Here is a 23,129-nt window from a genome sequence, read left to right on the forward strand (position 1 = left end):
CTGGACGATCACGTGGCGCGCATGGCGCTGGACCTGGGCTTCAAGCCCGACGAGAGCGCCCGCTGGCGCGACCTGCCGGATCCGCCGCAGGCCGCCCTCGACGCCGAAGTCGACGACGACTGGCTCAGCTCGGCGTGAGCCGGCGCAAGGCGCCCTTCCGCGTGTCCGCGGTTCCTTCTCCGCCCCGCCGGGCCTCAGCCCAGCGTCGCGCGGAGCATCCAGGCGTGCTTCTGGTGGGCCTCGATGCGGTCGTCGATGACGGCTGCGGAGACGTCGTCGGCGCCGTCGCGGGCGGCCTTGGCCGCGGCGATCAGAGCCTCGTGGTCGGCGACCAGCTCGCGCAGCATGCCGGCCGCATCCTGGTGAGGGTCGCCGTCCTTGATGTCGGACAGCCTGCCGAAGGCGCCGTAGCCCTGCGGGGCCAGCTCGCCCAGGGCGCGGATGCGCTCGGCGACCACGTCGATGGCCGCCCACATCTCGGTGTACTGCTCCATGAACATGCCGTGGAGCGCATGGAAGTTCATGCCGCGGACGTTCCAGTGGTAGCCGTGGGTCTTCAGGTAGACGGCGTAGGTGTCGGCCAGCAGCTTCGACAGCCCCGCGGCGATCTTCGCCTGTTCGCTCATGTGTCCCTCCTCCCGGACCGGGTTTCGAGGCTCTGAGATAGGAAGGCGCCCGTCTCGGGTCCAATCGATCTTATCTGACATTCGAATAGATCGTCTCAATGTATGGCCGTGGCGGCTTGGCGCCTCGCCCGCATCGGTTATCGTCGTTCAGGAGAGCCCACGTCAGAGGGGCTGCAGGGAGGTCGGCGATGAAGTTCACCTGGTTCAACCTTATGCCCTGGCCCTATCTTCCGGACGATTTCCGGGAGACGAACCGCTCGGTCTGGGTGGACATCGACCAGAAGCTGTTCGACCCGGCCAAGAGCCACGCGGTCTACAACACCTACATGGACCTCCTGGAGTACGCCGACACCCTCGGGTTCGACGGCGTGGGGGTGAACGAGCACCACCAGAACGGCTACGGCATCATGCCCAGCCCCAACATCATCGCCGCGGGCCTGGCGCGCCGGACAAAGGACGCCGCGGTCGTGGTGCTGGGCAACTCCATCGCCCTCTACAACCCGCCGGTCCGCGTCGCCGAGGAGTTCGCGATGCTGGACTGCATCTCGGGCGGCAGGCTCGTGGCGGGCTTCCCCGTCGGGACGTCGATGGACACCAACTACTGCTACGGCCAGATCCCGAGCCTGACGCGCGAGAAGTACCAGGAGGCCCACGACCTCATCATCAAGGCCTGGACCACGCGCGAGCCGTTCGCCTGGAACGGGCGCTACAATAAGCTGCGGCACGTCAACATCTGGCCGCGGCCGATCCAGCAGCCGCACCCGCCGGTGCATATCCCCGGCGGCGGGTCGGTCGAGACCTACGACTTCTGCATCGACAACACCTACAGCTACTCCTACCTCAGCTTCTCCGGCTACCTGCGCGCCCAGGCGCTGATGAACGGGTACTGGAAGCGCGTCGAAGAGCGCGGCGTCGACAAGAGCCCCTATCGCGCGGGCTTCGCCCAGACCATCCTGGTGGCCGAGACCGACGAGGAGGCCGAGCGGCTCTATTCCGAGCACGTCAGCTATTTCTACAACCGCTGCCTGCACGTCTATCCGGGCTTCGCCGACGCGCCGGGCTACCGGACCATCAAGACCATTCAGACGGGCGCGCTCAGCCAGTATGCCCCGCCCACCGGCGGCTACACCCAACTGACCTGGAAGGAGCTGACCGAGCAGGGTCACGTGATCGCCGGGTCGCCCGAGACGGTGCGCCAGCGGATGGAGGACCTGATCAAGGGCCTGAACGTCGGCAACATCTTCTGCCTGATGCATGTGGGGAACATGCCGGCCGACAAGTGCATGTATTCGACCAGGCTGTTCGCCGAGAAGGTGATGCCGAAGCTGCGGAACATGTTCCCCGACTGGAGCGACGACAACCGCTTCTGGACCACGCCGCTGAAGGACCGGGTCACGTCCGGCAGCCTGCCGAAACAGGCGCCGAGCCGCGAGGAGCTGATGAAGACCTATGCGGTGGAGGCCTGAATCATGGACCTGAAGACCGTTCAGACCACATACGCGCCGGTCCGCTACCTCGTGGGCGGCTCGGGCCCCGACCTCGTCTACCTGCACGGCGCGGGCGGGATCACCGCCGAGGATCCGCTGCTGGCGGAACTCGGCAGGACCCATCGCGTCTACGCCCCGCTGATCCCCGGCTACGGCGACAGCGAGGAAGCGCCCGAGATCCGCGACATGCTGGATTTCACCCTGCACACCTGGGACGTGGTGCAGGCGCTGGGGCTGAAGGACCCGGTCCTCGTGGGCCACTCGATGGGCGGCATGATCGCGGCCGAGATGGCCGCCGTTCAGCCCAACGATGTCTCGCGGCTGGCCCTGATCGCCCCGGCGGGCCTGTGGGACGACGATCACCCGATCGCCGACCTGTTCGCCACCATGCCGTATGAGATGCCGGCGCTGCTGTTCCACGACGCCGAAGCCGGCGCCGCCATGCTGACGGCCGGGCGCGACGTGACCGACCCGAACTTCCTGCAGACCTACCTGGTGACCAACGCCCGGCAGCTCGGCATGGCGGGACGGATCCTGTTCCCGGTTCCGGAGCGGGGCCTGTCGACGCGCATGCACCGCATCCGGGCGCGGACGGTGATCGTCTGGGGCGACTCCGACAAGCTGATCCCGCCGGTCTACGCCCACGGCTTCAAGAAGGGCATCCTGGGCGCCGAGCTGGTCTCGATCCCCGAGGCCGGCCACATGGTCACCCTGGAACAGCCCAAGGCCGTCGCCGACGCCATCGGCCGCCTGGGCTAGCCGACATCAAGAGCTGAACTGGCCGGGCCTCCGCGAAAGCGGGGGCCCTGTCATTTTGGAACCGCGGAATACGCGGAAGAACGCGGAAACCACCGACGCCCTTCCGCGCCATTCCGCGTATTCCGCGGTTCCCTTCTGGAGGGAGGCGCCGCTTCGCGGTTCTAAAGACCGTTCGAGCGCTGCCAGAACCAAATCCGCGGACGGGAGTTTTCACGCCCCGGAAGGCGCCTCCGGGCGCTGACCGCGACTGATTTCACGAGGAATTTTCGTGGAACCAAGTTCTGGAATCCGCCGTTCTGGCGCCCCGGAAAGACGAGGGACCGACACCCCTCGGACTTGAGGAGAGAGACCATGAAGACCCTGATCATTCCCCTGGCCATCGCCACCACGCTCGCGGCCGGCGCCGCGTCGGCGCAGCCCTACGGCTACGGCTATGGCTCGGCCCGTTCCATCGACGCGCGGCAGGCGATGATCGCCGAACGGATCGACCGCAACGAAGCCGACGGCGACCTCACCCGCGGCGAGGCGTACCGCCTGAAGTCCGAGTTCAACGCCATCGCGAACCTGGAAGCGCGCTATCGCTGGAACGGCTTCTCGCGCTGGGAGCTGTCCGACCTGAACCGTCGACTCGACGGCCTGCAGAACAGCGTGCGCCTGGCCAGCCGCGATAACGACCGCCGCTACGGCTACAACGACGAGCGCGACTATCGCTGGGACTATCCGCGCTACTGAGCGCGGACGTCCGGCTGTGACCATCGGCGGCGGGAAGGGCGACCTTCCCGCCGCCTTCGTGCGGGAGCACTGTCGAAACCTGCGCGCCAAGGGTTGAGCGACCGGGCCGGAGCGTGTCCGATGCGCCTGGGGAGGCGCTTCCATGACGCTCGTCGACATTCTCCTGATCGCGGCGCTGGCCGTGTTCGTGACCGTCTGGTGGGTGCGCAGCCTTCCGGGCCGCGCGGCGATCCTGGCGGTCGCCGCCGTCGCGGCGCTCGTCCTGGGTGTCTGGGGCGTGATCGACGACCGCTGGCAGGACGGCACGGGCGCCGTCGTCGCGCTGTTCGCGCTCGCCGTGCTGGGCGTGAACCGGCTGCGCAAGGCGCCGGCGAAGACGAAGCCGCCGATCTTCTCGGGCAGCGTCTTCGTGCTGCTGCTGACGGTGGGGATCGCCGCGATCCTGTTCTTCCCGGTCTTCCCGCTGCCGAAGCCCAGCGGCCCCAATCCCGTCGGCGTGCGCAGCTTCGAGGTGGACGATGCGAGCCGGCCCGGCGTGTTCGCCGCCAAGCCCGGCGAGCCCCGGCGGCTTCTCGTGCGGGTGTGGTATCCGGCCGGCGACGTCTCGAAGCTGAACCCTGCGCCCTACTTCAGCGAAGAGGAGGCCGACACGACGGCCGAGGGCCTGGGCGCCATGGTGGGCTTCCCGCACTTCCTCACCTACGTGAAGCACGTCACCACGAACTCGTATCCGGACGCGCCCCTGCTGGCTGGAGCGTCACGCCGGCCGGTGGTGTTCTACAGCCACGGCTACACGTCGTTCCTGGCGCAGAACACGGTGCTGATGGAGCACCTCGCCAGCCACGGCTACATCGTCTTCTCGGTGCAGCACACCTACGATTCATCGCCCACCGTGTTCCCCGACGGCGACGTCGCGGAGCTGGATCCGGCGCTGGCCGCGATGGGCAAGGCTGAAACGCCGGAAGCCAAGGCAGCGGAGGCGGCGCAGAAGCAGGCGCTGGGCGGCAAGACCCTGGACGAGCGTCTGGAGGGCTATCTTCGCCAGCGCGAACTCGCCCAGGGCGGGACCGGCGACCGGCTGCTGCGAAGCGGCGAGGTCTGGGCGGCGGACCGCATCTTCGTCCACGACCAGATCCAGCGCGGCGCCGTCCCCCCGGCGATCCGCGAGATCGCGGCGGCCGGCGACCTGACGCGCGTGGGTGAAATGGGCATGTCCTTCGGCGGCGCCACCTCCGGCACGGTCTGCATGCGCGACCGGCGCTGTGCGGCGGGCATCAACCTCGACGGCGGCGACTTCCCGTTCCAGTCGTTCGCGGCGGACGTGCCGGCGCCCTTCCTGATGTTCCACTCGGACATCGCCAACCTGCTCGAGGAGCTGAAGGTCGCGGGGCCGAAGGCGCCGCACAGCTTCAACGAGTTCAGCTACGAGCGCTTCGCCACCGCCGGGACGCGCAAGGACGTCTACCGCGTCTACGTGAAGGGCGCGCGGCACCTGGGGATCTCGGACTTCACGCTGTTCATGCGCCGGCCCGCGCGCGACCGCATCTTCGGGACCACGCCCACCGCCCAGATGATCGGCGCGCAGAACGACTTCGTGCTCGGCTTCTTCGACAAGCACCTGCGCGGGATCGCCAACGGTTTCCCGAACGCCGAACTGAAGCGCCACGACAGGTGGGTCGCGCCCCTGGCCGTCGATGGCGTGCGGACGTGGTGGGCCGCGAAGACGCCGGCCGAACAGGCCGCGATCGCCGCGAGGATCGAGAAGGCGCGGGCGTCGACGCCCGCGCCCTGATAGAGGCTAGCGCGTCTTGCCTTCGCCGGTGGACTTGCGGGCCTTCTCGAGCTCGACGGCTTCCGGGCCGTCCAGCGCCTCTTCGGCCTCGCGGGCCTTCTGTTCGACGGGCCCGGTCTGCGCGAACTCGTGCTGCATGTCCTGGTACTTCTTGCCCGAGATGTAGTCGCCTTCGCCCTGGATCTTGCCGCCGGCCATGATGTCCTCCGTCTGTCGGAGGGCTAACCGCCGAGGCGTCAGGCGGCTCCATAGAGCGCATCTATGTCGACCATAGAGCCAATTATGTTGCTCCGATGGGCGGGGCGCCCATAGTCCCCCCTGCGTTCAGGGAGACCCAAGACAATGTCGCTCGCCAGCAGCAAGACCATCGAGAATCTCAAGGCCGCCTTCGCGGGCGAGAGCCAGGCCAACCGCCGCTATCTCTACTTCGCCCAGAAGGCCGACGTGGAAGGCTACAACGACGTGGCCGCCGTGTTCCGCTCGACGGCGGAAGGCGAGACCGGCCACGCGCACGGCCACCTCGAATTCATGGAGTCGGTCGGCGACCCCGCCACCGGCCTGCCGATCGGCGGCACGTCCGACAACCTCAAGGCCGCCATCGCCGGCGAGACCCACGAGTACACCGACATGTACCCGGGCATGGCGCGCACGGCCCGCGAGGAAGGCTATGACGAGATCGCCGACTGGTTCGAGACGCTGGCCAAGGCTGAAAAGTCCCACGCCGGCCGCTTCCAGCGCGCCCTCGACACGCTCGACTAGGTGAGGTGGCGGGACGCTGCGCGTCCCGCCGCACATCCGCATGAGTGAAGACCGCACGGCTCCGGACGCCACGGGAGGCCCGCCGCGCGAGGGTAGCCTCGATGCGCCGTTCCGCCGCCCGATAGAGTGGCGGGACCCCGACTACTACGACCTGGAAAAGGTCCACGCCGAGCTGCAACGGCAGTTCGACGTCTGTCATACGTGCCGGCGCTGCTTCAACCTGTGCGACAGCTTCCCGCGGATGTTCGACGCCATCGACGAGGGCCCGACGGGCGAGATCGACGGCATCGGAACCAAGGAGCACGACCACATCGACGAGGCCTGCACGCTCTGCGACATGTGCTTCCTCACGAAGTGCCCCTACGTCCCGCCGCATCCCTTCGACATCGACATCCCGCACCTGATCCTGCGCTACCGCGCCGCCAAGCGGAAGGCGGGCCACCGCGAGGGGATGCGCGAGCAACTGGGCAAGACTGACCGCAACGGCAAGCTCGCGGGGCCCATCGCGCCGGTGGCGAACTGGGCCAGCGCCCGCAAGAACACGCCGCTGCGCAAGCTGCTGGAGGCGATCGCCCAGGTCGACGCCGAGGTCGAGCTGCCCAGGTACTATTCGAAGACCGCCAGCGACCGCCTGAAAGGCCCGATGGCGGCCAACCCGGACGGTCCGGCCTTCGGGCGGCGCAAGGTCGCGATCTATGCGACCTGCTTCGTCGAGTACAACGAACCCGACGTGGCGGTGGCGGCGGCGAAGGTGCTGGCGCGGCAGGGCTGCGAGGTGAAGCTCGTCTACCCCGAGTGCTGCCAGATGCCGCAACTGGAGGCCGGCGACGTGGCCGGGGTGGCTGCGACCGCAGGCCGCGTGGCCAGGGCCTTCGCGCCCTACGTCGCCGACGGCTACGACATCGTCTCGCTGACCGCCTCGTGCGGCCTGATGATGAAGTTCGAGTGGCCGCTGATGGCCGGTGACGACCCGGACGTCGTGAAGCTGTCCGCTGCGACGAAGGACATCTGCGAATACGTGGTCGAACTCTCCAAGGCGCACGGGCTGGCCGAGGGGCTGGCGTCGCTGGAGGAGGGCGTGACCGTCCACCACGCCTGCCACGCGCGCGCGCAGAACATGGGCGCCAAGTCGGCGGAGATGCTGAAGCTGGTGCCCGGCCTGAAGGTCGACATCGTCGAGCGCTGCTCGGGCCACGGCGGCACGTTCGGGGTGATGAAGGCGACCCACGGCGTCGCCAACAAGGTGGGCCGGCCGGCGGCCAGGCAGGTGGTCGCCAAGGGCAACGAGACACTGTGCTCGGACTGTCCGCTGGCCTGCAAGCACATGGTCCAACTGATCGCCGACGATCCGAAGGTCGAGGCTGCGGCCCCCGCGCAGGCGCATCCCATCGAGGTGATGGCGCGCGCTTACGGAGTGCTGTGATGCCGAGCGCCGAACGGAAGATCACGCCCGAAGACCTGTTGCCCGACGCCGAGTTCGCCCAGCGCCGCAAGGCCTGGCGGGCCGAGCTGCTGCCGGTGAAACGGCTGCGGCGGATCGAGCTGGGGCCCTACTGCGCCTTCTACTTCGAGTGCTACGACACCATGCTCTTCCAGGTGCAGGAGATGCTGCTCATCGAGAAGGGCGGCGCCGCGCAGGTGCCGGATGAGCTGGCCGCCTACAATCCGCTGATCCCGAGCGGCGCCGAGCTTGTGGCGACGGTGATGTTCGAGATCGACGACCCGGTGCGGCGCGAGGCGGCCCTGGCCCGGCTGGGCGGCGCCGAGGACCGGTTCTTCATCTCGGTCGGCGGCGAAAAGGCCATGGGCGTCCCCGAGGGCGACGTCGAGCGCACCCGGGAGGACGGCAAGACCAGTTCGGTCCACTTCCTGCGCTTCCCGCTGAAGCCCGAGCACATCGCCCGCTTCCGCGACCCGGGCACGGAGATCCTCATCGGCTGCAGCCACGAACGCTACAGCCACCTCGCGGGCCTTTCGCCGGCGAGCCGGGCGGAACTGAGCCGGGACTTCGCGTAGCCCCTGGCGCTCTCACTGCGCGTGCGCTGCGACGGCTCTTTCGGGCTCCACAGGCGGGTGGGCGGCCTGCCAGAGGAAGAAGGCGCGGAGGTCCTCGGTGTCGGCGGGGCCGAAGAAGCGCCTGAACGAGGCCATGCCGCGGTCCTTCAGCGCGCCGTCCTGGACGATGGCCCTGAACCCGTCGGGGTCGAGGATCGCCGGTGAGCGCGCCAGGTTCGGATGATAGCCGCCGGCCTGGTGGCACATGGCGCAGTAGTTCGCGTAGAGCGCGCCGCCCCGGTCGGCGTCGCCCTTAGAGGCCGTGGCGAGCTTGAGGTTCAGCGGCGGCGGGACGACCGTGGCGGGGTAGGCCGGGGCCTTCGCGGTCCCGCCCAGCTTGAAGACCAGCAGGCGGCCCATGGTGCGCGGCGCATCGCGGCCGCCGGCGCCGCCGGTTCCGATCATCTGGGCCACGTACTGCTCGCCGTCGATGACGTAGGTCGAGGGCGGCGCGATCGCGCGGGCGCCCTCGTCGTAGCGCCAGAGCGCCTTGCCGGTCGCGGCATCGTAGGCGACGAGGTGGTTCTGCGAGCTGTGGAAGACGAGCCCGCCGTCGGTGGCGAGCACGCCGCTCGAGGCCTGATGTGGGAAGGCGACGCTCCAGCGCTTCGTCTGCGTGACCGGATCCCAGGCGATCAGTTCGCCGGTCGCGTCGCTGCCGCCCGGTTTGAACCGCGGCCTGGCGTGGGGGCCCTGCGCGGCGCGGATCACGCCGGTGTTCCAGGCGCCGGGTGTGTAGGTGAAGCTGTCGGGATCGGCGTAGGCGCCGCGGTTGAGCTGGGCCGGGATGTAGACGAGCCCGGTCTTCGGGCTGAACGCCATCGGCTGCCAGTTGTGGCCGCCCAGCGCGCTGGTCATCTGGGTGGACAGGCCGCCGTTCGTGTACCGGGCGAAGGGCGCTTCGACCGGGCGGCCGGTCTTCGGGTCCACGTGGGTGGCCCAGTCCAGCGGGACGTACTTGCCGGCAGAGATCAACTGCCCGGTCCCGGCGTCCAGCACGTAGAAGAAGCCGTTCTTCGGGGCCTGCATGACCACGCGGCGCTCCCGGCCCGCGATCTTCAGGTCGGCGAGCATGATGTGCTGGGTGGCGGTGTAGTCCCAGCTCTCGCCGGGCGTGGTCTGGTAGTGCCAGACGTACTCGCCGGTCTGCGGCTTCAGGGCGACGATGGACGACAGGAACAGGTTGTCGCCCTTCCCGCCCGAGCGGAGCTTGTGGTTCCAGGGATTGCCGTTGCCGACGCCGATCAGGACGAGGTCGTTCACCGCGTCATAGGTGATGGCGTCCCAGACCGTGCCGCCGCCGCCGCTCTCTTTCCAGACGCCGTCCGACCAGGTGGCCGCGGCCTTCTCCCTGAACACCTTGTCCGAGGCGGCGCCGTCGGCCGCGCCAGCGGCGTTGGGCGTGGTGTAGAAGCGCCAGGCCAGCTTGCCCGTGGCGGCGTCGTAGGCGCTGACGTAGCCGCGCACGCCGTACTCGGCGCCGCCGTTGCCGATCAGGACCTTGCCCCTGATGACCCGGGGCGCGCCGGTGATCGTGTAGGGCCGCTCGCGGTCGGTGGTCTGGACCTCCCAGGCGACCTTGCCGGTCGTCCCGTCGAGCGCGATCAGGCGGCCGTCGATGGTGCCGACGTAGACCTTGCCCTTCCAGATGGCGACGCCACGGTTCACCACGTCGCAGCAGGCGTTGAAGCCCTTCTCGCCGGGCACGTTGGGGTCGTACTTCCAGAGCGGTTTGCCGGTCTTCGCATCGAAGGCGTAGACCTTCGACCAGGCGGTGGTGGTGTAGAGGACGCCGTCGCGGACCAGCGGCGTCGCCTCCTGGCCGCGGTCGGTGTCGAAGTCGGCGTACCAGGCGAGGCCCAGCTTCCCGACCGACGCGGCGTCGATCTGCCGGAGCGGGCTGAAGCGCTGTTCGTCGTAGGTGCGGCCGTAGGTCAGCCACTCGCCGTCGGCGGGATCGAGAATCGCCTTGTCGCCGACGCCGGCGCGGCCGCACGCCGCCACACCCAGGACCAGGCCGACGACGGCCGCCCAACGCCACACCTTCTGCACGCGCGTTCCCCCGAACTTTTCGCGACCTTCGCAGACGCGGCCCCCGAGCGCGAGGCCCGGATTGTTTCCGGGCGGGCGCCAGTCTGCCGCTCCGCGCCCCGATTATCCGCCGCGGTGGCGGTGTTACTTAGACTCAGCGCTGCCGTGAGCAGCATGTCGCCATTCCCAGGAGCCGCCGCCGTGCGCCACTCGTTCCAGATCGCCGCCTACGGCCTCGCCGCCGCCCTGCTGCTCGCCCCCGTCGCGAACGCGCAGACCACGCAGGTCCCCGCCCAGGCCAGGGCCGGCGCCTACACGCTCAATTCGGACCACAGCAAGATCACCTGGTCGGTGAACCACCTGGGCTTCTCGACCTACGTCGGACAGTTCCATGGCGTGACCGGGACGCTCAGGATCGACCCCGCGAGCCTGGCGACCACCGAGCTGCAGGTGACCATCGACACCAACCTCGTCGCCACCCTGACGCCTGCGCTGGACACCCACCTGAAGAGCGCCGACTTCCTGGACACGGCCAGGTTCCCGACCGCCACGTTCAAGTCGACGAAGGTGGTGCGCACGGGCGACCGGACCGCCGACGTGACCGGCGATCTCACGCTGCACGGCGTGACGAAGCCCGTGGTGATCCACGCGACGTTCAACCAGGCCGGCGTCAATCTGGCGGACAAGCAGTATTCGCTGGGCTTCGACGGCAAGGCCGTGATCAAGCGCTCGGAGTTCGGCGTCTCGGGCTACGTCCCGGCCGTCGGCGACGACGTCACCCTGCAGCTCGCCGCGGAGTTCAAGGCGGCGAAGTAGGCCACGAAAAAGGGTCGCCCCTGCGGGCGACCCTTCCGTCGATCCGACGCCGGGCGGATCTGTTCGGCTCAGAAGATCTCGAAAAGTCCTGCGGCCCCCATGCCGCCGCCGACGCACATGGTGACGACGCCGTACTTGGCGCCGCGGCGCTTGCCTTCGTACATGAGGTGCGCCGTGCAGCGGGCGCCGGTCATGCCGTAGGGATGGCCGATCGAGATCGAGCCGCCCGAGACGTTGTACTTGGCCGGGTCGATGCCGAGCTTGTCGCGGCAGTAGAGCACCTGGCTCGCGAAGGCCTCGTTCAGCTCCCAGATGTCGATGTCGTCGACGGTCAGGCCGTTGCGCTCCAGCAGCTTCGGGATCGCGAAGACCGGTCCGATGCCCATCTCTTCCGGCCCGCAGCCGGCCACGGCCATGCCGCGGTATGCGCCGAGGGCCTGCAGGCCGCGCTTCTCGGCCTCCTTGCGCTCCATCAGCACGACCGCGGCGGCGCCGTCCGAGAGCTGCGACGCGTTGCCGGCCGTGACGAACCTGCCTTCCTTCACATAGCGGCCGCCCCTGAAGACGGGGGCCAGCTTCTGGAGATCGGCCAGCGTGGTCTGCGGGCGGTTGCCCTCGTCGCCGCTGATGGTGATCTCCTTGTCGGCGGTCTCGCCGGTCTCCTTGTTCACGACCACCTTCATGATCGTGGTGACCGGGACGATCTCCTGGGCGAAGCGGCCCTCCGACTGCGCCTGGGCGGTGCGCTGCTGCGACTGAAGGGCGTACTCGTCCTGCGCTTCGCGGCTGACGCCGTAGCGCTCGGCCACGATCTCGGCGGTCTCGATCATCGAGGTGGCCAGTTCCGGGACATGCTCGGCGAGCCAGGGGTCGCGGGCCATGAAGCCGTTGACGTGGGCGTTCTGCACCAGGCTGATCGACTCGATGCCGGCGCCGATGGCGATCGGGGCGCCGTCGTTGACGATGTACTTGGCCGCGGTGGCGACGCCCATCAGGCCCGAGCTGCACTGGCGGTCGATGGTCATGCCCGAGACGGTGTTGGGCAGGCCGGCGCGCAGGGCGGCCTGGCGGGCGATGTTGTTGCCGGTCGTGCCCTGCTGCAGCGCGCAGCCCATGGCCACGTCGTCGACCTCGCCCGGGTCGATCCCGGCCTGGGCCACGGCGGCCCTGATGGCCTCGGCGCCGAGCGTCGCGCCGTAGGTGTTGTTGAAGGCGCCGCGGTAGGCCTTGCCGATGGGGGTCCGCTTGGCGGCGACGATGACGGCTTCACGCATGTCGGGTGGGTTCCTGCGAAGTTTACGTTGGGTGAGGTTCTAGGTCGCGAAAAAGGGCGGGGTGTCGCCACGCCCGCCCTTCAATGCGGTGATCAGCCCTTGAGGTCGCCGAACTTGCCGCCGTCGGCGGCGAGCTTCTCGAGCAGGGCGGCGGGCTTGAAGTCGTCGCCCATCTTGCCCTGGAACTCCTTCATCTTCTCCAGGACCTTCTTCGGGCCGCCGACCAGGTCGCCGTAGAACATCGGGCCGCCGCGGTAGACCGGCCAGCCGTAGCCGTTGATCCAGACCGTATCGACGTCGGAGGAGCGGATGGCCATGCCCTCTTCGAGGATCTTCACGCCCTCGTTGATCATCGGGAAGACGCAGCGTTCGAGGATCTCTTCGTCCGAGATCTTCCGCGGGTTTCGGCCCGACTTCACGATGAAGTCGTTGATGATCTTCTCGGTCACGGGCGACGGCTTGGCGACGCGGTTCTCGTCGTAGTCGTAGTAGCCCGCGCCCGTCTTCTGGCCCCGGCGGTCCATCTCGCAGAGCACGTCGCGGATGGTCTCGCCCTTCGAGTTCTCCTTCACCCAGCCGATGTCGAGGCCGGCGAGGTCGCTCATGGCGAACGGGCCCATGGGGAAGCCGAAGTCGTAGAGCACGCGGTCGACGTCCCAGGGCATGGCCCCTTCGAGGACGAGCTTCTGCGCCTCGCGCTGGCGCTGGCTCAGCATGCGGTTGCCGATGAAGCCCGGGCAGACGCCGGACAGCACGGCCACCTTGCCGATCTTCTTGGCCAACTTCATCGAGGTGGCGATGACGTCCTTGGCGGTCTTCTCGCCGCGGATGACTTCCAGGAGCTTCATGACGTTGGCCGGCGAGAAGAAGTGCAGCCCGATCACGTCCTGCGGCCGGCTGGTCGCCGCAGCGATCTCGTCGACGTTCAGGTAGCTGGTGTTCGACGCCAGGATCGCGCCCGGCTTGGCGATCTTGTCGAGCTGGGCGAAGACATCCTTCTTGATGTCCATGCGCTCGAACACGGCCTCGATGATGAGGTCGCAGTCGGCGAGCGCCGACATGTCCGTGCCGCCCGTGAGCAGGCTCATGCGCTTCTCGGTCTCTTCGGGCTTGGCGCCGCGCGAGCGTTCGTAGTTGGCGCGGATTACCTTGAGGCCGCGGTCGAGAGCTTCCTGCTTCAGCTCGACGATCGTCACCGGGATGCCGATGTTGACGAAGTTCATCGAGATGCCGCCGCCCATGGTGCCGGCGCCGAGGACGCCCACCCTTCTGATCTCGCGCACCGGGGTGTCGTCCGGAACGTCCGGGATCTTCTGGGCCTGGCGCTCGGCGAAGAAGTAGTAGCGCTGGGCCGCCGACTGGCTGCCGCTCATCAGGCCCATGAACAGGGTGCGCTCGGCCTTGAGGCCTTCGTCGAAGGTGGCCGAATTCACGGCCGCCTCGATGCACTTGATGTTCGCTTCCGGCGCGTCGAAGCCACGGAACTTGCGCGCATTCTTCTTGCGGAACTCGGCGAAGATCTCGGGGTGGCCCCTGGCGGCTTCGAGCTTGGTGTTGTTCTCGCTGATCTTCACCAGCGGCTTGTTCTCGGCGACGCACCTGTTGGCGAAGGCGATGGCCGCCTCCTTGAGCTGGCCTTCCGGGGCGAGCTCGTCGACCAGGCCCAGCTTGGCGGCTTCCGGCGCCGGCACGTGGCGGCCCGAGGTCATCATCTCCAGCGCATTCTCGACGCCGACCACGCGGGGCAGGCGCTGCGTGCCGCCGGCGCCCGGCAGCAGGCCCAGCGCGACCTCCGGCAGGCCGAGGCGGGCCGAGGGGACCGCCACGCGGTAGTGGGCGCAGAGCGCCACCTCCAGGCCGCCGCCCAGGGCGGTGCCGTGGATCGCGGCGACCACGGGCTTCGGCGAGCTTTCCATCATGTTCTGGACGTCGAACAGGCTGGCGCCTTTGGACGCGCCGCCGAACTCGGTGATGTCGGCGCCCGCGATGAAGGTGCGGCCGTCGCAGATCAGCACGATCGCCTTGGAGTCGTCGGCGATGGCCTGCTTGAAGCCTTCGTACAGGCCGTCGCGGACGTTGAACGACAGGGCGTTCACGGGCGGGGAATTCAGCGTGATGATCGCGACGTCGCCCTCGCGGGTGAGCGTGGTCACCGAATTGATCTCGGTCATCTTGCGTCCTCGAAAATGATGGTCCGACCGCTCGTTCAAAATAGGGGCGGCCGTGAAATTCAAACGCGTGTTATAGGCCCCGGCAGGCAGAGCCAAGTCAATTGGCGCCCGCGTGCCGGAAGGCACGTTAGCGGTCTCAAGATTAGCGGGCCGTCTGCCGACGGCCGGGCCTCGCGCCGACCATGGCGCAAGTGCCGCAACGACAAGGAAGGGGAGGTTTCATGGCGTCCGATCTGTTCTCGCTCGACGGCAAGGTGGCGCTGGTGACCGGCGGCTCGCGCGGCATCGGCAAGATGATCGCCAAGGGCTTCCTCGAGGCCGGCTGCCGCAAGGTCTACATCACCGCCCGCAAGGCCGCGGCGTGCGACGCGACGGCCGAGGAACTGGGCCCGAACTGCGTCTCGATCCCGGTCGACATCTCGACGGTCGAAGGCTGCAAGATGCTGACCGAGCGCTACCTGCAGCATGAGGACAAGCTGGACATCCTGCTGAACAACGCCGGCGCCGCCTGGGGCGCGGAGTTCGAGGAATATCCGGAGAGCGGCTGGGACAAGGTGGTCGACCTCAACATGAAGTCGCCGTTCTTCCTGACCCAGGCGCTCTACGGCACGCTGAAGGCCAGCGGCACGCACGAGCGGCCGGCCAAGGTCATCAACATCTGCTCGATCGACGGCATCCGCCTGAACCCGCAGGAGACCTACGCCTACCACGCCTCGAAGGCGGGCCTGATCTACCTGACGCGCCGGATGGCGGCGCGGCTGATCCGCGACAACATCGTGGTGAGCGCCATCGCGCCGGGCGCCTTCGCCTCGGACATGAACCGCGTGGCCCGCGACGAGAGCGAGATGGTGGCCAAGCGCATCCCCGGCCGCCGCATCGGGACCGACGAGGACATGCAGGGCGTGGCCATCTACCTGGCCAGCCGCGCGGGCGACTACGTGGTGGGCGAGACCATCGCGGTCGACGGCGGCGTGGCGCTGGCGCAGCTCGGGGCCTGATCCCTTCCTCCCCGTAGAGGAGGGCGCGAGATCGCGGGCTTCGAGGCCCGCATCCGCGCCCCGCGCCTGACCGTAATTTTCGGCGGAGGGGGACCTTCCCGCGCGTATCTTGCGGCTGGTGGGCGTCCCGTACCGTGTCCATGCTTCGAGCCTGTTCTCGCCCCCTTCACCACACTGCGTCACGCTGGTGCGCTTCGCAGGGCTTCGTCGTCGCACAGAGCTGTCGCGCCCCCGCGACGCGGGTGTCCTGCGAGGCTTGGCGGCGGAGGACTGCTGAGAGGCGGCATCGATCCGCCGCATTCTGCGCTATCTAGGGCGACGCTTTCCCGCCGAGCCCCGAATCCTTGCCTGACGAAACGCCCGCCAAGACGACGCCTGGAACGCGGCGGCCGCTGCGCCTGATCCTGGCGGTGGCCGGCGTGGTGCTCGCGCTGGCGGCCGGACTGGCGTGGCTGAACCGCAAGACGCTGGCGCGCGAGGCGCTGACCGGATGGCTGAAGTCGAAGGGCGTCGCCGCCGACGCCGAGGTCGAGGCCTTCGGCCCGACGATCTTCACGGCGCGCATGACGCTGGGCGATCCCAAGGCGCCCGATTTCGCGGCCGAGCGGGTCGAGGTGCGCTACCGGCCGAGGATCACCGGCATCGAGGTCGTGTCGGTGACCATGAGGAAGCCGGTGCTGCGGGCGACACTCGCGGGCGGCAAGCTGAGCGTGGGGTCGCTGGACCCGCTGGTGCAGGACTTCCTGCGCCGCCCGCCGCCGCCCGGCGCCACGATCCCTCGCATCCAGATCGACGGCGGCGTGCTGACGCTCGCCAGCGACTACGGGCCGATGCGGGTCGCAGGCGACCTGCTGGTCGAGGACGAGCGGCTGAAGCGGCTGGCGGCGACGTCCGCCCCGGCGCGGCTGAAGGGGCGGGACTTCGACGTGACCCTGGGCGCCGGGTCGCTGATCCAGAGCGCCGCCAGCGACCGGTTCGACGTGTCGCTGGCCGTGCCGGTCGCCGCCGCACGGTTCGGCGACCGCACGCTCGCCGACGCGCGCCTGACCCTGGGCGCGCGGGGGCCGTATCCGGACCTCGTGAAGCATCGCGGCGAGGGACCGGTCGCGATCCGCGCGGCGCTGACGGGCCGGCGGCTGTCCGGCGCCGGACAGGACCTCGAGGGCGTGCGCCTGACAGCGGCGTTCGACGGGACCACGGCGGGCTGGATCCAGGACCTGCGGGTCGGCGGCCGCGCGCAGGCCGAGCTGTCGGCTGAGGCGGTGGAGGCGTCGGGCGCGCGCACCGGCGCGGTCAGGGCGCGGCTGACGTCGGACGACGTGCGCTGGACCCGCAGGGGCGGCGACGTGCTGCAGGCGAACGCGCGGCTCACGGGCTCGGCGGCGCGCGTCGCGGTCTCGGAGTTCCTGATGGACCGGGCCGCAGCGGACGGCCGCTTCAAGGTCTATGCCTCGGCGGCGTCGGTGCAGATCGACGGCGCGACCGGGTTCGAGGGGCACGGCCGCTGGAACGGCCTAGGCCCGCCCGCTGCGGCCGACGCGCCCCAGATGGCGGCGCTGAAGCGCGCGGTGCGGGGATTCCGCATCACCGCGCCGCAGACGCAGGTGAAGCTGGCGATGTTCTCCGGCAAGACGCCCGGCGTCTCGTTCCGCGCCTGGCCCGAGCGGCCGGTGCGGGTGCTGCCGGACAGCGGCGGCGCGGTGCAGGTGGCGCTGGACCGCACCGCCCTGGTGCGGATCACGAGCTCGGGCGGCGGCCTGCCCGAGGTGGACGCACGGCTGAACCGGCTCAGCGCGGACGGCGTCGACCTCGCGGTGACGGCGCGCCGGCTCGCCTTGGGCCCGATGGTCGGCGGCGAGCTGCAGGCCGACGGCCGGCTGGCGTTCGGCCGGGCGCTCACCTTCACGACCGCCCGGTGCGTGAGCTTCCGCGCCCGGCGGCTGGAGTTCGGGGCCAACGACATCGAGCAGCTCGCCGGACGGCTGTGTCCGACAGGCGGCCCGCTGCTGCGGCTGGCCGACGGCGGCTGGGCGGTGGACGGGCGCGCCGAGGGGGTCGCGGCGGCGGCGCCGTTCACCCAGGCGCGGCTGGACGGCGGCGCGGGGCGGCTCAGCGCGCGGGGGCGCGGCGACCGCATGACCTTGCAGGGCCGGCTCACGGCGGCGCGGGTGACGGACACGGCGCCCGAGACGCGGTTCAACCCGCTGGACGTCGCCGGGCCGATCAGCCTCGCCGGCTACATCTGGAAGGCGGACCTGGCGTTCCGGACCGCGGCGGGCCAGCCCGTGGCCACCGCGCTGGTCACCCACGACGGCCGCCTCGCCATCGGGACGGCGGTGATCGACACCGGAATGCTGACCTTCGCCGACGGCGGCCTGCAGCCGGCGGGCCTGGCGCCGTCGGCGCGCGCCGTCGGCTCGCCCGTTGTGGGCCAGGCGCGGTTCGAGGGCCGCTTCGACTGGGCGCCCGAGGGCGCGTCGAGCTCGGGCAGGCTCACCGTCCCCGGCCTCGACTTCACGAGTCCCGCCGGACCGGTGAAGGGGCTGAAGGGCGAGATCGCGTTCGAGAGCCTGGCGCCCCTGGTGGCCGCGCCGGGACAGCAGCTCTCGGTCGCGCGGATCCAGGGGATCGTCCCGATCGAGGGCCTGTCGGCGCGGTTCTCGCTGCGCGACAACCTGCTCAGCATCGCCGGCGGCGAGGCCGACGTCGGCGGCGGCAAGGTCCGCGTCGAGACGCTGCAGATCCCGCTCGTCGAGGCGATGCCCACGCAGGGCGTGCTGATCTTCGAGCGCGTGCAACTGCACGATCTCGTCGAGGCCTCGCCGTTCGGCGACAAGGTCGAGCTGGACGCCAGGGTCTCGGGCCGTGTGCCGTTCGAGATCGCCGCCGACAAGGTGCGGATCACCGGCGGCGAGTTGAAGGCGATCCAGCCAGGCCGCATCTCCATCGACCGCTCGGCGCTGACGGGCGTCACCGCCGACACGGCGGTGGCCGCGCCCGCCGCGGCGCCCGTCGTGGATCCGAACGCCACCTTCACCGACTTCGCCTACCAGGCCATGGAGAACCTGGCGTTCGAAACCCTGGACGCCTCGATCGCCAGCCGCGACGACGGGCGCCTCGGCGTCCTGTTCCACATCGTCGGAAAGCACGACCCGCCGACGAAGCAGCGTATCAAGCTGACCGTGATGGACCTGATCCGGAAGCGGTTCCTGGGCCGCACCCTGCCGCTGCCGTCCGGCACCGGAGTCAACCTGACGCTGGACACGACCCTCAACCTGGACGACCTGCTCGCCGACTGGTCCGAATATCAGAAAGCCCGCGCCGGTGGTTCAGGTGGGGTTCAGCCGTGACGCTTCATACGAGGAGACATGATGAGGACCGATCCATGAAGAGGCTCGCGCTCGGCGCCATCGCGCTGGTCAGCCTCGGCGCCTGCACCCCGACCGTCAGGGTCGAGGTCGCGCCGATCACCATCTACGCCAAGCTGGACGCCAACGTCCGGCTGCAACTGGACGAGGACGTCAAGGCCCTCATCCAGAAGAACCCGAACCTGTTCTGAGGCCGGGAGAGAGAGCATGAGATACGACCTTTCCATCGCCGCCGCGGTCCTGGCCGCCCTCGCCGTGACCCCGGCCGCTGCCGTCGCCATGGACGCCAAGTCCGCCGTGGACGCCGCCAAGACCGCGGGCGTCGTCGGCGAGCAGTCCGACGGCCTCCTGGGCTTCGTGAAGCCGTCGTCCGACCCGGCCCTGAAGGCGGCGGTCGAGGAGATCAATGAAGGCCGCATGGCCCTCTATCGCCAGGCCGCCGCCAAGAACGGCGTCCCGGTGGAGGCGGCCGGCGCGGCGGCCTACACCAGCGTGGTGCAGGCCAACCTGAAGCCGGGGCAGTACTACAAGCCGGCCGGTGGCGGCTGGGTGAAGAAGTGATCCTTCTCCCCCTGCGGGAGAAGGTGTCGGCCGAAGGCTGACGGATGGGGGGCGCACGGCGCTTGCCGTGGCGGCCCTTCGTCGTTCAGAGGTCGGCGAGACCCCCTCATCCGACCTGCTGCGCAGCCCACCTTCTCCCGCAAGGGGAGAAGGGCGCCTACGCCGGCTCCGCCTGCTTCACCAGTTGCGCCTTGCGCTGGCGGCGACGCCGGGTCAGCACATGCTCGGTGTAGCCGTTGGGCTGCGCGCGGCCTTCGAAGACGAGTTCCAGCGCCGCCTGATAGGCGGGCAGGTCGGTGTTGCCCGTGAGCGGCGTGTAGAGCGCGTCGCCCGCGTTCTGGCCGTCGACCACCTTGGCCATCCTGGCGAAGGTCTCGCGCACCTGGGCCTCCGAGCAGACGCCGTGGTGCAGCCAGTTGGCGATGTGCTGGCTGGAGATGCGCAGGGTGGCGCGGTCTTCCATCAGGCCCACGTCGTGGATGTCGGGCACCTTCGAGCAGCCGACGCCCTGGTCGATCCAGCGGACCACGTAGCCCAGGATGCCCTGGGCGTTGTTGTCCAGTTCCTGCTGCACGTCGGCCGGGCTCCAGTTGGACTTCGCCAGTGGCGGGGTCAGCAGGGCGTCCGTGCCGGTCTTCGTCGCCGACCTGGCCATCTCGGCCTGAAGACCGGGCACGTAGACCTCGTGATAGTGCAGCGCGTGCAGGGTCGCGGCCGTGGGCGAGGGCGTCCAGGCGGTGTTCGCGCCGGCCTTCGGGTGGCCGATCTTGGTCTCCAGCATGCCCTTCATCATGTCGGGCGCCGCCCACATGCCCTTGCCGATCTGGGCGCGGCCGGGGAAGCCGGCGGCGAGGCCGATCTCGACGTTGCGCTTCTCGTAGGCGGCCAGCCACGGCTCGGCCTTGATGGCGTCCTTGCGCATCACCGGGCCGGCTTCCATGGCGGTGTGGATCTCGTCGCCGGTGCGGTCGAGGAAGCCGGTGTTGATGAACACCACGCGGTCCCTGGCGGCGAAGATGCAGGCCTTGAGGTTGGCGCTGGTGCGGCGCTCCTCGTCCATGATGCCGATCTTCATGGTGTTGTGCGCCATGCCAAGGCCGTCCTCGACCATGTCGAACAGGTGGACGGCCAGCGCCACCTCGTCGGGCCCGTGCATCTTGGGCTTCACGACGTACATCGAGCCCGCCGGACTGTTGCGGCGTGCGCCCTTCAGGTCGTGCAGGGCGGCGGCGGCGGTGACGAGGGCGTCCACCACGGTCTCGTAGGCTTCCTTGCCCTTGTAGCGGACCATGTCGGTGGTCATGTGGTGGCCGACGTTGCGGACCAGCATCAGCGAGCGACCCGGCAGGGTGAGCTTGCCGCCGCCGGGCGCCTGGTAGCGGCGGTCCTCGTCCAGCGTCCGCGTCTCGCTCTTGCCGCCCTTCTGGAAGGTGGCGGCGAGGTCGCCCTTCATCAGGCCCAGCCAGTTGCGGTAGACGCCGACCTTGTCCTCGGCGTCGACGGCGGCGACGCTGTCCTCGCAGTCCTGGATAGCGGTGATCGCCGATTCCACCAGCACGTCGGCGACGCCCGCGGGGTCGTCCTTGCCGATGTTGTGCGTGCGGTCGACCTGGATCTCCAGGTGCAGGCCGTTGTGCTTCAGCAGCACGGCCGACGGGGCGGCGGCGTCGCCGCGCCAGCCCGCCAGTTGGGCCGGATCGGCGAGCGCCGGAACGAGCGCGCCGTCCTCGATCGCATAGCCCTTCACGGCGGCGTGGCTGCCCGAGGCGAGCGGGGCCGTGCGGTCCAGCAGGGCGCGTGCGAAGGCGATCACCTTGCCGCCGCGCACCGGGTCGTAGCCCTTGCGGCCGGTCGGCGGCTCGATGGCGTCGGTGCCGTAGAGGGCATCGTAGAGGCTGCCCCAGCGCGCGTTGGCGGCGTTCAGCGCGTAGCGGCCGTTGGAGACCGGCACCACGAGCTGCGGTCCGGCGATCTGCGCGATCTCGGGGTCGACGTTCTCCGTGCCGATGGTGAAGTCGGCCGGCTCGTCCCGCAGGTAGCCGATCTGCTTCAGGAACGCCGTCGCCGCGGCCACGTCGTAGGGCTGGCCCTTCCGCTCGCGCCACCAGGCGTCGATCTTCGCCTGCAGGTCGTCGCGGGTCTTCAGCAGCGCGTCGTTCTTCGGCGTGAAGTCCGAAAGGATACGCTCCAGCGCGGCCCAGAAATCCTTCGCCGCGACGCCGGTCCCCGGCAGCAGCTCCTGTTCCACAAACGCGTGCAGCAGGTCGTCGACCTGCAGGTTGCCTGAAATATCCATACCCCACCGAAGCCTTTGAACCGGCCGCCATGCAAGGCCGGCAGATCATAAAAAGAGGCCCGGGGCGACGCGCCCCGGGCCCTGGTCACACGCCGACCGGCCCGCCCCTCAAGCGAACTGGTTCATCGTGTTGTGGACGCCGCCGGCCTTCAGGGCCGCTTCCCCGGCGAAGTATTCCTTGTGGTCGTCACCGATGTCGGAGCCCGACATGTTCTGGTGCTTCACGCAGGCGATGCCCTGGCGGATCTCCTGGCGCTGGACGCCCTTGACGTAGCCCAGCATGCCTTGCTCGCCGAAGTACTCCTTGGCGAGGTTGTCCGTGGACAGCGCGGCCGTGTGGTAGGTCGGCAGCGTGATCAGGTGGTGGAAGATGCCCGAACGCTTGGCGCTGTCGCGCTGGAACGTGCGGATCTTCTCGTCGGCCTCGGCGGCGAGGTCGGTGGCGTCGTAGTCGACGCTCATCAGCTTCTCGCGGTCGTAGGCCGAGACGTCCTTGCCGGCCGCCTTCCAGGCGTCATAGGCCTGCTGGCGGAAGCTCAGCGTCCAGTTGAACGACGGGCTGTTGTTGTAGGCGAGCTTGGCGTTCGGGACGACTTCGCGGATGCGGTCGACCATCGAGGCGATCTGCTCGATGTGCGGCTTCTCGGTCTCGATCCACAGCAGGTCGGCGCCGTTCTGCAGCGAGGTGATGCAGTCGAGCACGCAGCGGTCGGCGCCGGTGCCCTCGCGGAACTGGAACAGGTTCGACGGCAGGCGCTTCGGACGCAGCAGCTTGCCGCCGCGGTTGATGACCACGTCGCCGTTCTTCATGTCGGCGGGCGCGATCTCTTCGCAGTCGAGGAAGCTGTTGTACTGGTCGCCGATGTCGCCCGGCTCATGGCTGACGGCGATCTGCTTGGTGAGGCCGGCGCCCAGGCTGTCGGTGCGGGTGACGATGATGCCGTTGTCGACGCCCATCTCGAGGAAGGCGTAGCGGCAGGCGCGGACCTTCGCGAGGAAGTCCTCGTGCGGCACGGTGACCTTGCCGTCCTGGTGGCCGCACTGCTTCTCGTCGGAGACCTGGTTCTCGATCTGCAGGGCGCAGGCGCCCGCCTCGATCATCTTTTTGGCCAGCAGGTAGGTCGCTTCGGCGTTGCCGAAGCCGGCGTCGATGTCGGCGATGATCGGAACGACGTGGGTCTCGAAGTTGTCGATCGCGTCCTGGACCTTGGCTTCCTTGACGCGGTCGCCGGCCGCGCGGGCGGCGTCGAGGTCGCGGAACAGCATGCCGAGCTCACGGGCGTCGGCCTGCTTCAGGAAGGTGTAGATCTCCTCGATCAGCGCCGGCACCGAGGTCTTCTCGTGCATCGACTGGTCCGGCAGCGGGCCGAAGTCCGAGCGGAGCGCGGCGACCATCCAGCCCGA

Annotated in this window: 19 protein-coding genes; 12 read left to right on the plus strand and 7 right to left on the minus strand. The window is 69.3% G+C overall.

All coding sequences use genetic code 11. The features are described 5' to 3' along the window. Window positions 1-194 precede the first annotated feature (194 nt). Window positions 195-626, minus strand: a complete 432-nt coding sequence (locus tag JNL41_RS05760; RefSeq protein WP_293473322.1) for a DNA starvation/stationary phase protection protein — start codon at window positions 624-626, stop codon at window positions 195-197. A gap of 188 nt (window positions 627-814) precedes the next feature. Here JNL41_RS05760 and JNL41_RS05765 point away from each other — a divergent pair, with 188 nt between their 5' ends. The 4 genes from JNL41_RS05765 (at window position 815) to JNL41_RS05780 (ending at window position 5,396) form a co-directional block, all read left to right on the plus strand. Next, window positions 815-2,092 (plus strand): LLM class flavin-dependent oxidoreductase, encoded by a 1,278-nt coding sequence (locus JNL41_RS05765; protein ID WP_293473323.1) that lies wholly within the window; start codon window positions 815-817, stop codon window positions 2,090-2,092. Window positions 2,093-2,095: 3 nt separating this feature from the next. Next, window positions 2,096-2,872, plus strand: coding sequence for an alpha/beta fold hydrolase (locus JNL41_RS05770; protein WP_293473324.1), 777 nt, complete (start codon window positions 2,096-2,098; stop codon window positions 2,870-2,872). Window positions 2,873-3,223: 351 nt separating this feature from the next. After that, complete coding sequence (locus JNL41_RS05775) at window positions 3,224-3,604, plus strand: hypothetical protein (RefSeq protein WP_293473325.1); 381 nt, start codon at window positions 3,224-3,226, stop codon at window positions 3,602-3,604. Window positions 3,605-3,746: 142 nt separating this feature from the next. Further along, window positions 3,747-5,396 (plus strand): hypothetical protein, encoded by a 1,650-nt coding sequence (locus JNL41_RS05780; protein WP_293473326.1) that lies wholly within the window; start codon window positions 3,747-3,749, stop codon window positions 5,394-5,396. Window positions 5,397-5,402: 6 nt separating this feature from the next. Here JNL41_RS05780 and JNL41_RS05785 read toward each other — a convergent pair whose 3' ends face one another. Continuing rightward, the gene (locus JNL41_RS05785) at window positions 5,403-5,594 is read right to left on the minus strand and encodes a hypothetical protein (protein WP_293473327.1); all 192 of its coding nucleotides are present in this window, start codon (window positions 5,592-5,594) and stop codon (window positions 5,403-5,405) included. Between the two features lie 144 nt (window positions 5,595-5,738). On the opposite strand from JNL41_RS05785, the gene JNL41_RS05790 reads away from it, so the two are divergent. From JNL41_RS05790 to JNL41_RS05800, 3 genes are read left to right on the plus strand one after another with little or no spacing between them, the layout of a single operon-like run. After that, window positions 5,739-6,155: a rubrerythrin family protein gene (locus tag JNL41_RS05790; protein WP_293395839.1), complete on the plus strand. Its 417-nt coding sequence runs from the start codon at window positions 5,739-5,741 to the stop codon at window positions 6,153-6,155. A gap of 40 nt (window positions 6,156-6,195) precedes the next feature. Continuing rightward, window positions 6,196-7,578 carry a heterodisulfide reductase-related iron-sulfur binding cluster gene (locus tag JNL41_RS05795; protein ID WP_293473328.1) on the plus strand — a complete coding sequence of 461 codons (1,383 nt, stop codon included), beginning with the start codon at window positions 6,196-6,198 and terminating at the stop codon, window positions 7,576-7,578. Then, a complete protein-coding gene (locus tag JNL41_RS05800; protein WP_293473329.1) occupies window positions 7,578-8,171 on the plus strand; it encodes a DUF3501 family protein in 594 nt (197 codons plus the stop codon). The genes JNL41_RS05795 and JNL41_RS05800 overlap by 1 nt, the downstream gene beginning before the upstream one ends. Before the next feature lie 12 nt (window positions 8,172-8,183). Here JNL41_RS05800 and JNL41_RS05805 read toward each other — a convergent pair whose 3' ends face one another. Further along, window positions 8,184-10,262 carry a PQQ-dependent dehydrogenase, methanol/ethanol family gene (locus JNL41_RS05805; RefSeq protein WP_293473330.1) on the minus strand — a complete coding sequence of 693 codons (2,079 nt, stop codon included), beginning with the start codon at window positions 10,260-10,262 and terminating at the stop codon, window positions 8,184-8,186. Window positions 10,263-10,442: 180 nt separating this feature from the next. Between JNL41_RS05805 and JNL41_RS05810 the strand changes: the two genes are divergently transcribed. Continuing rightward, on the plus strand, window positions 10,443-11,057 hold the full coding sequence (locus JNL41_RS05810) for a YceI family protein (protein ID WP_293473331.1): 615 nt from the start codon (window positions 10,443-10,445) through the stop codon (window positions 11,055-11,057). A 68-nt stretch (window positions 11,058-11,125) separates the two neighbouring features. Here JNL41_RS05810 and JNL41_RS05815 read toward each other — a convergent pair whose 3' ends face one another. Further along, on the minus strand, window positions 11,126-12,331 hold the full coding sequence (locus JNL41_RS05815; RefSeq protein WP_293473332.1) for an acetyl-CoA C-acyltransferase: 1,206 nt from the start codon (window positions 12,329-12,331) through the stop codon (window positions 11,126-11,128). Window positions 12,332-12,423: 92 nt separating this feature from the next. Beyond that, window positions 12,424-14,502, minus strand: a complete 2,079-nt coding sequence (locus JNL41_RS05820; RefSeq protein ID WP_293473333.1) for a 3-hydroxyacyl-CoA dehydrogenase NAD-binding domain-containing protein — start codon at window positions 14,500-14,502, stop codon at window positions 12,424-12,426. 221 nt (window positions 14,503-14,723) lie between these two features. Here JNL41_RS05820 and JNL41_RS05825 point away from each other — a divergent pair, with 221 nt between their 5' ends. The 4 genes from JNL41_RS05825 to JNL41_RS05840 all read left to right on the plus strand — a co-directional run bounded on the left by JNL41_RS05825 (window position 14,724) and on the right by JNL41_RS05840 (window position 19,429). Continuing rightward, window positions 14,724-15,500, plus strand: coding sequence for an SDR family oxidoreductase (locus JNL41_RS05825; protein WP_293473334.1), 777 nt, complete (start codon window positions 14,724-14,726; stop codon window positions 15,498-15,500). Between the two features lie 344 nt (window positions 15,501-15,844). Then, window positions 15,845-18,850, plus strand: a complete 3,006-nt coding sequence (locus JNL41_RS05830; RefSeq protein WP_293473335.1) for a YdbH domain-containing protein — start codon at window positions 15,845-15,847, stop codon at window positions 18,848-18,850. A gap of 35 nt (window positions 18,851-18,885) precedes the next feature. After that, on the plus strand, window positions 18,886-19,059 hold the full coding sequence (locus tag JNL41_RS05835) for a YnbE family lipoprotein (protein WP_293473336.1): 174 nt from the start codon (window positions 18,886-18,888) through the stop codon (window positions 19,057-19,059). A 16-nt stretch (window positions 19,060-19,075) separates the two neighbouring features. Continuing rightward, a complete protein-coding gene (locus JNL41_RS05840) occupies window positions 19,076-19,429 on the plus strand; it encodes a YdbL family protein (RefSeq protein WP_293473337.1) in 354 nt (117 codons plus the stop codon). 157 nt (window positions 19,430-19,586) lie between these two features. On the opposite strand, the gene JNL41_RS05845 is transcribed toward JNL41_RS05840, so the two are convergent. Both JNL41_RS05845 and JNL41_RS05850 read right to left on the minus strand, forming a co-directional pair. Then, window positions 19,587-21,725 carry a malate synthase G gene (locus tag JNL41_RS05845; RefSeq protein ID WP_293473338.1) on the minus strand — a complete coding sequence of 713 codons (2,139 nt, stop codon included), beginning with the start codon at window positions 21,723-21,725 and terminating at the stop codon, window positions 19,587-19,589. Between the two features lie 108 nt (window positions 21,726-21,833). Beyond that, window positions 21,834-23,129: isocitrate lyase (locus JNL41_RS05850; RefSeq protein WP_293473339.1), on the minus strand; the 1,296-nt coding region annotated here is incomplete at its 5' end.

Origin of the sequence: Phenylobacterium sp. (genome assembly GCF_016793285.1) — a bacterium.
In the GTDB taxonomy this organism is placed as follows: Bacteria; Pseudomonadota; Alphaproteobacteria; order Caulobacterales; family Caulobacteraceae; genus Phenylobacterium.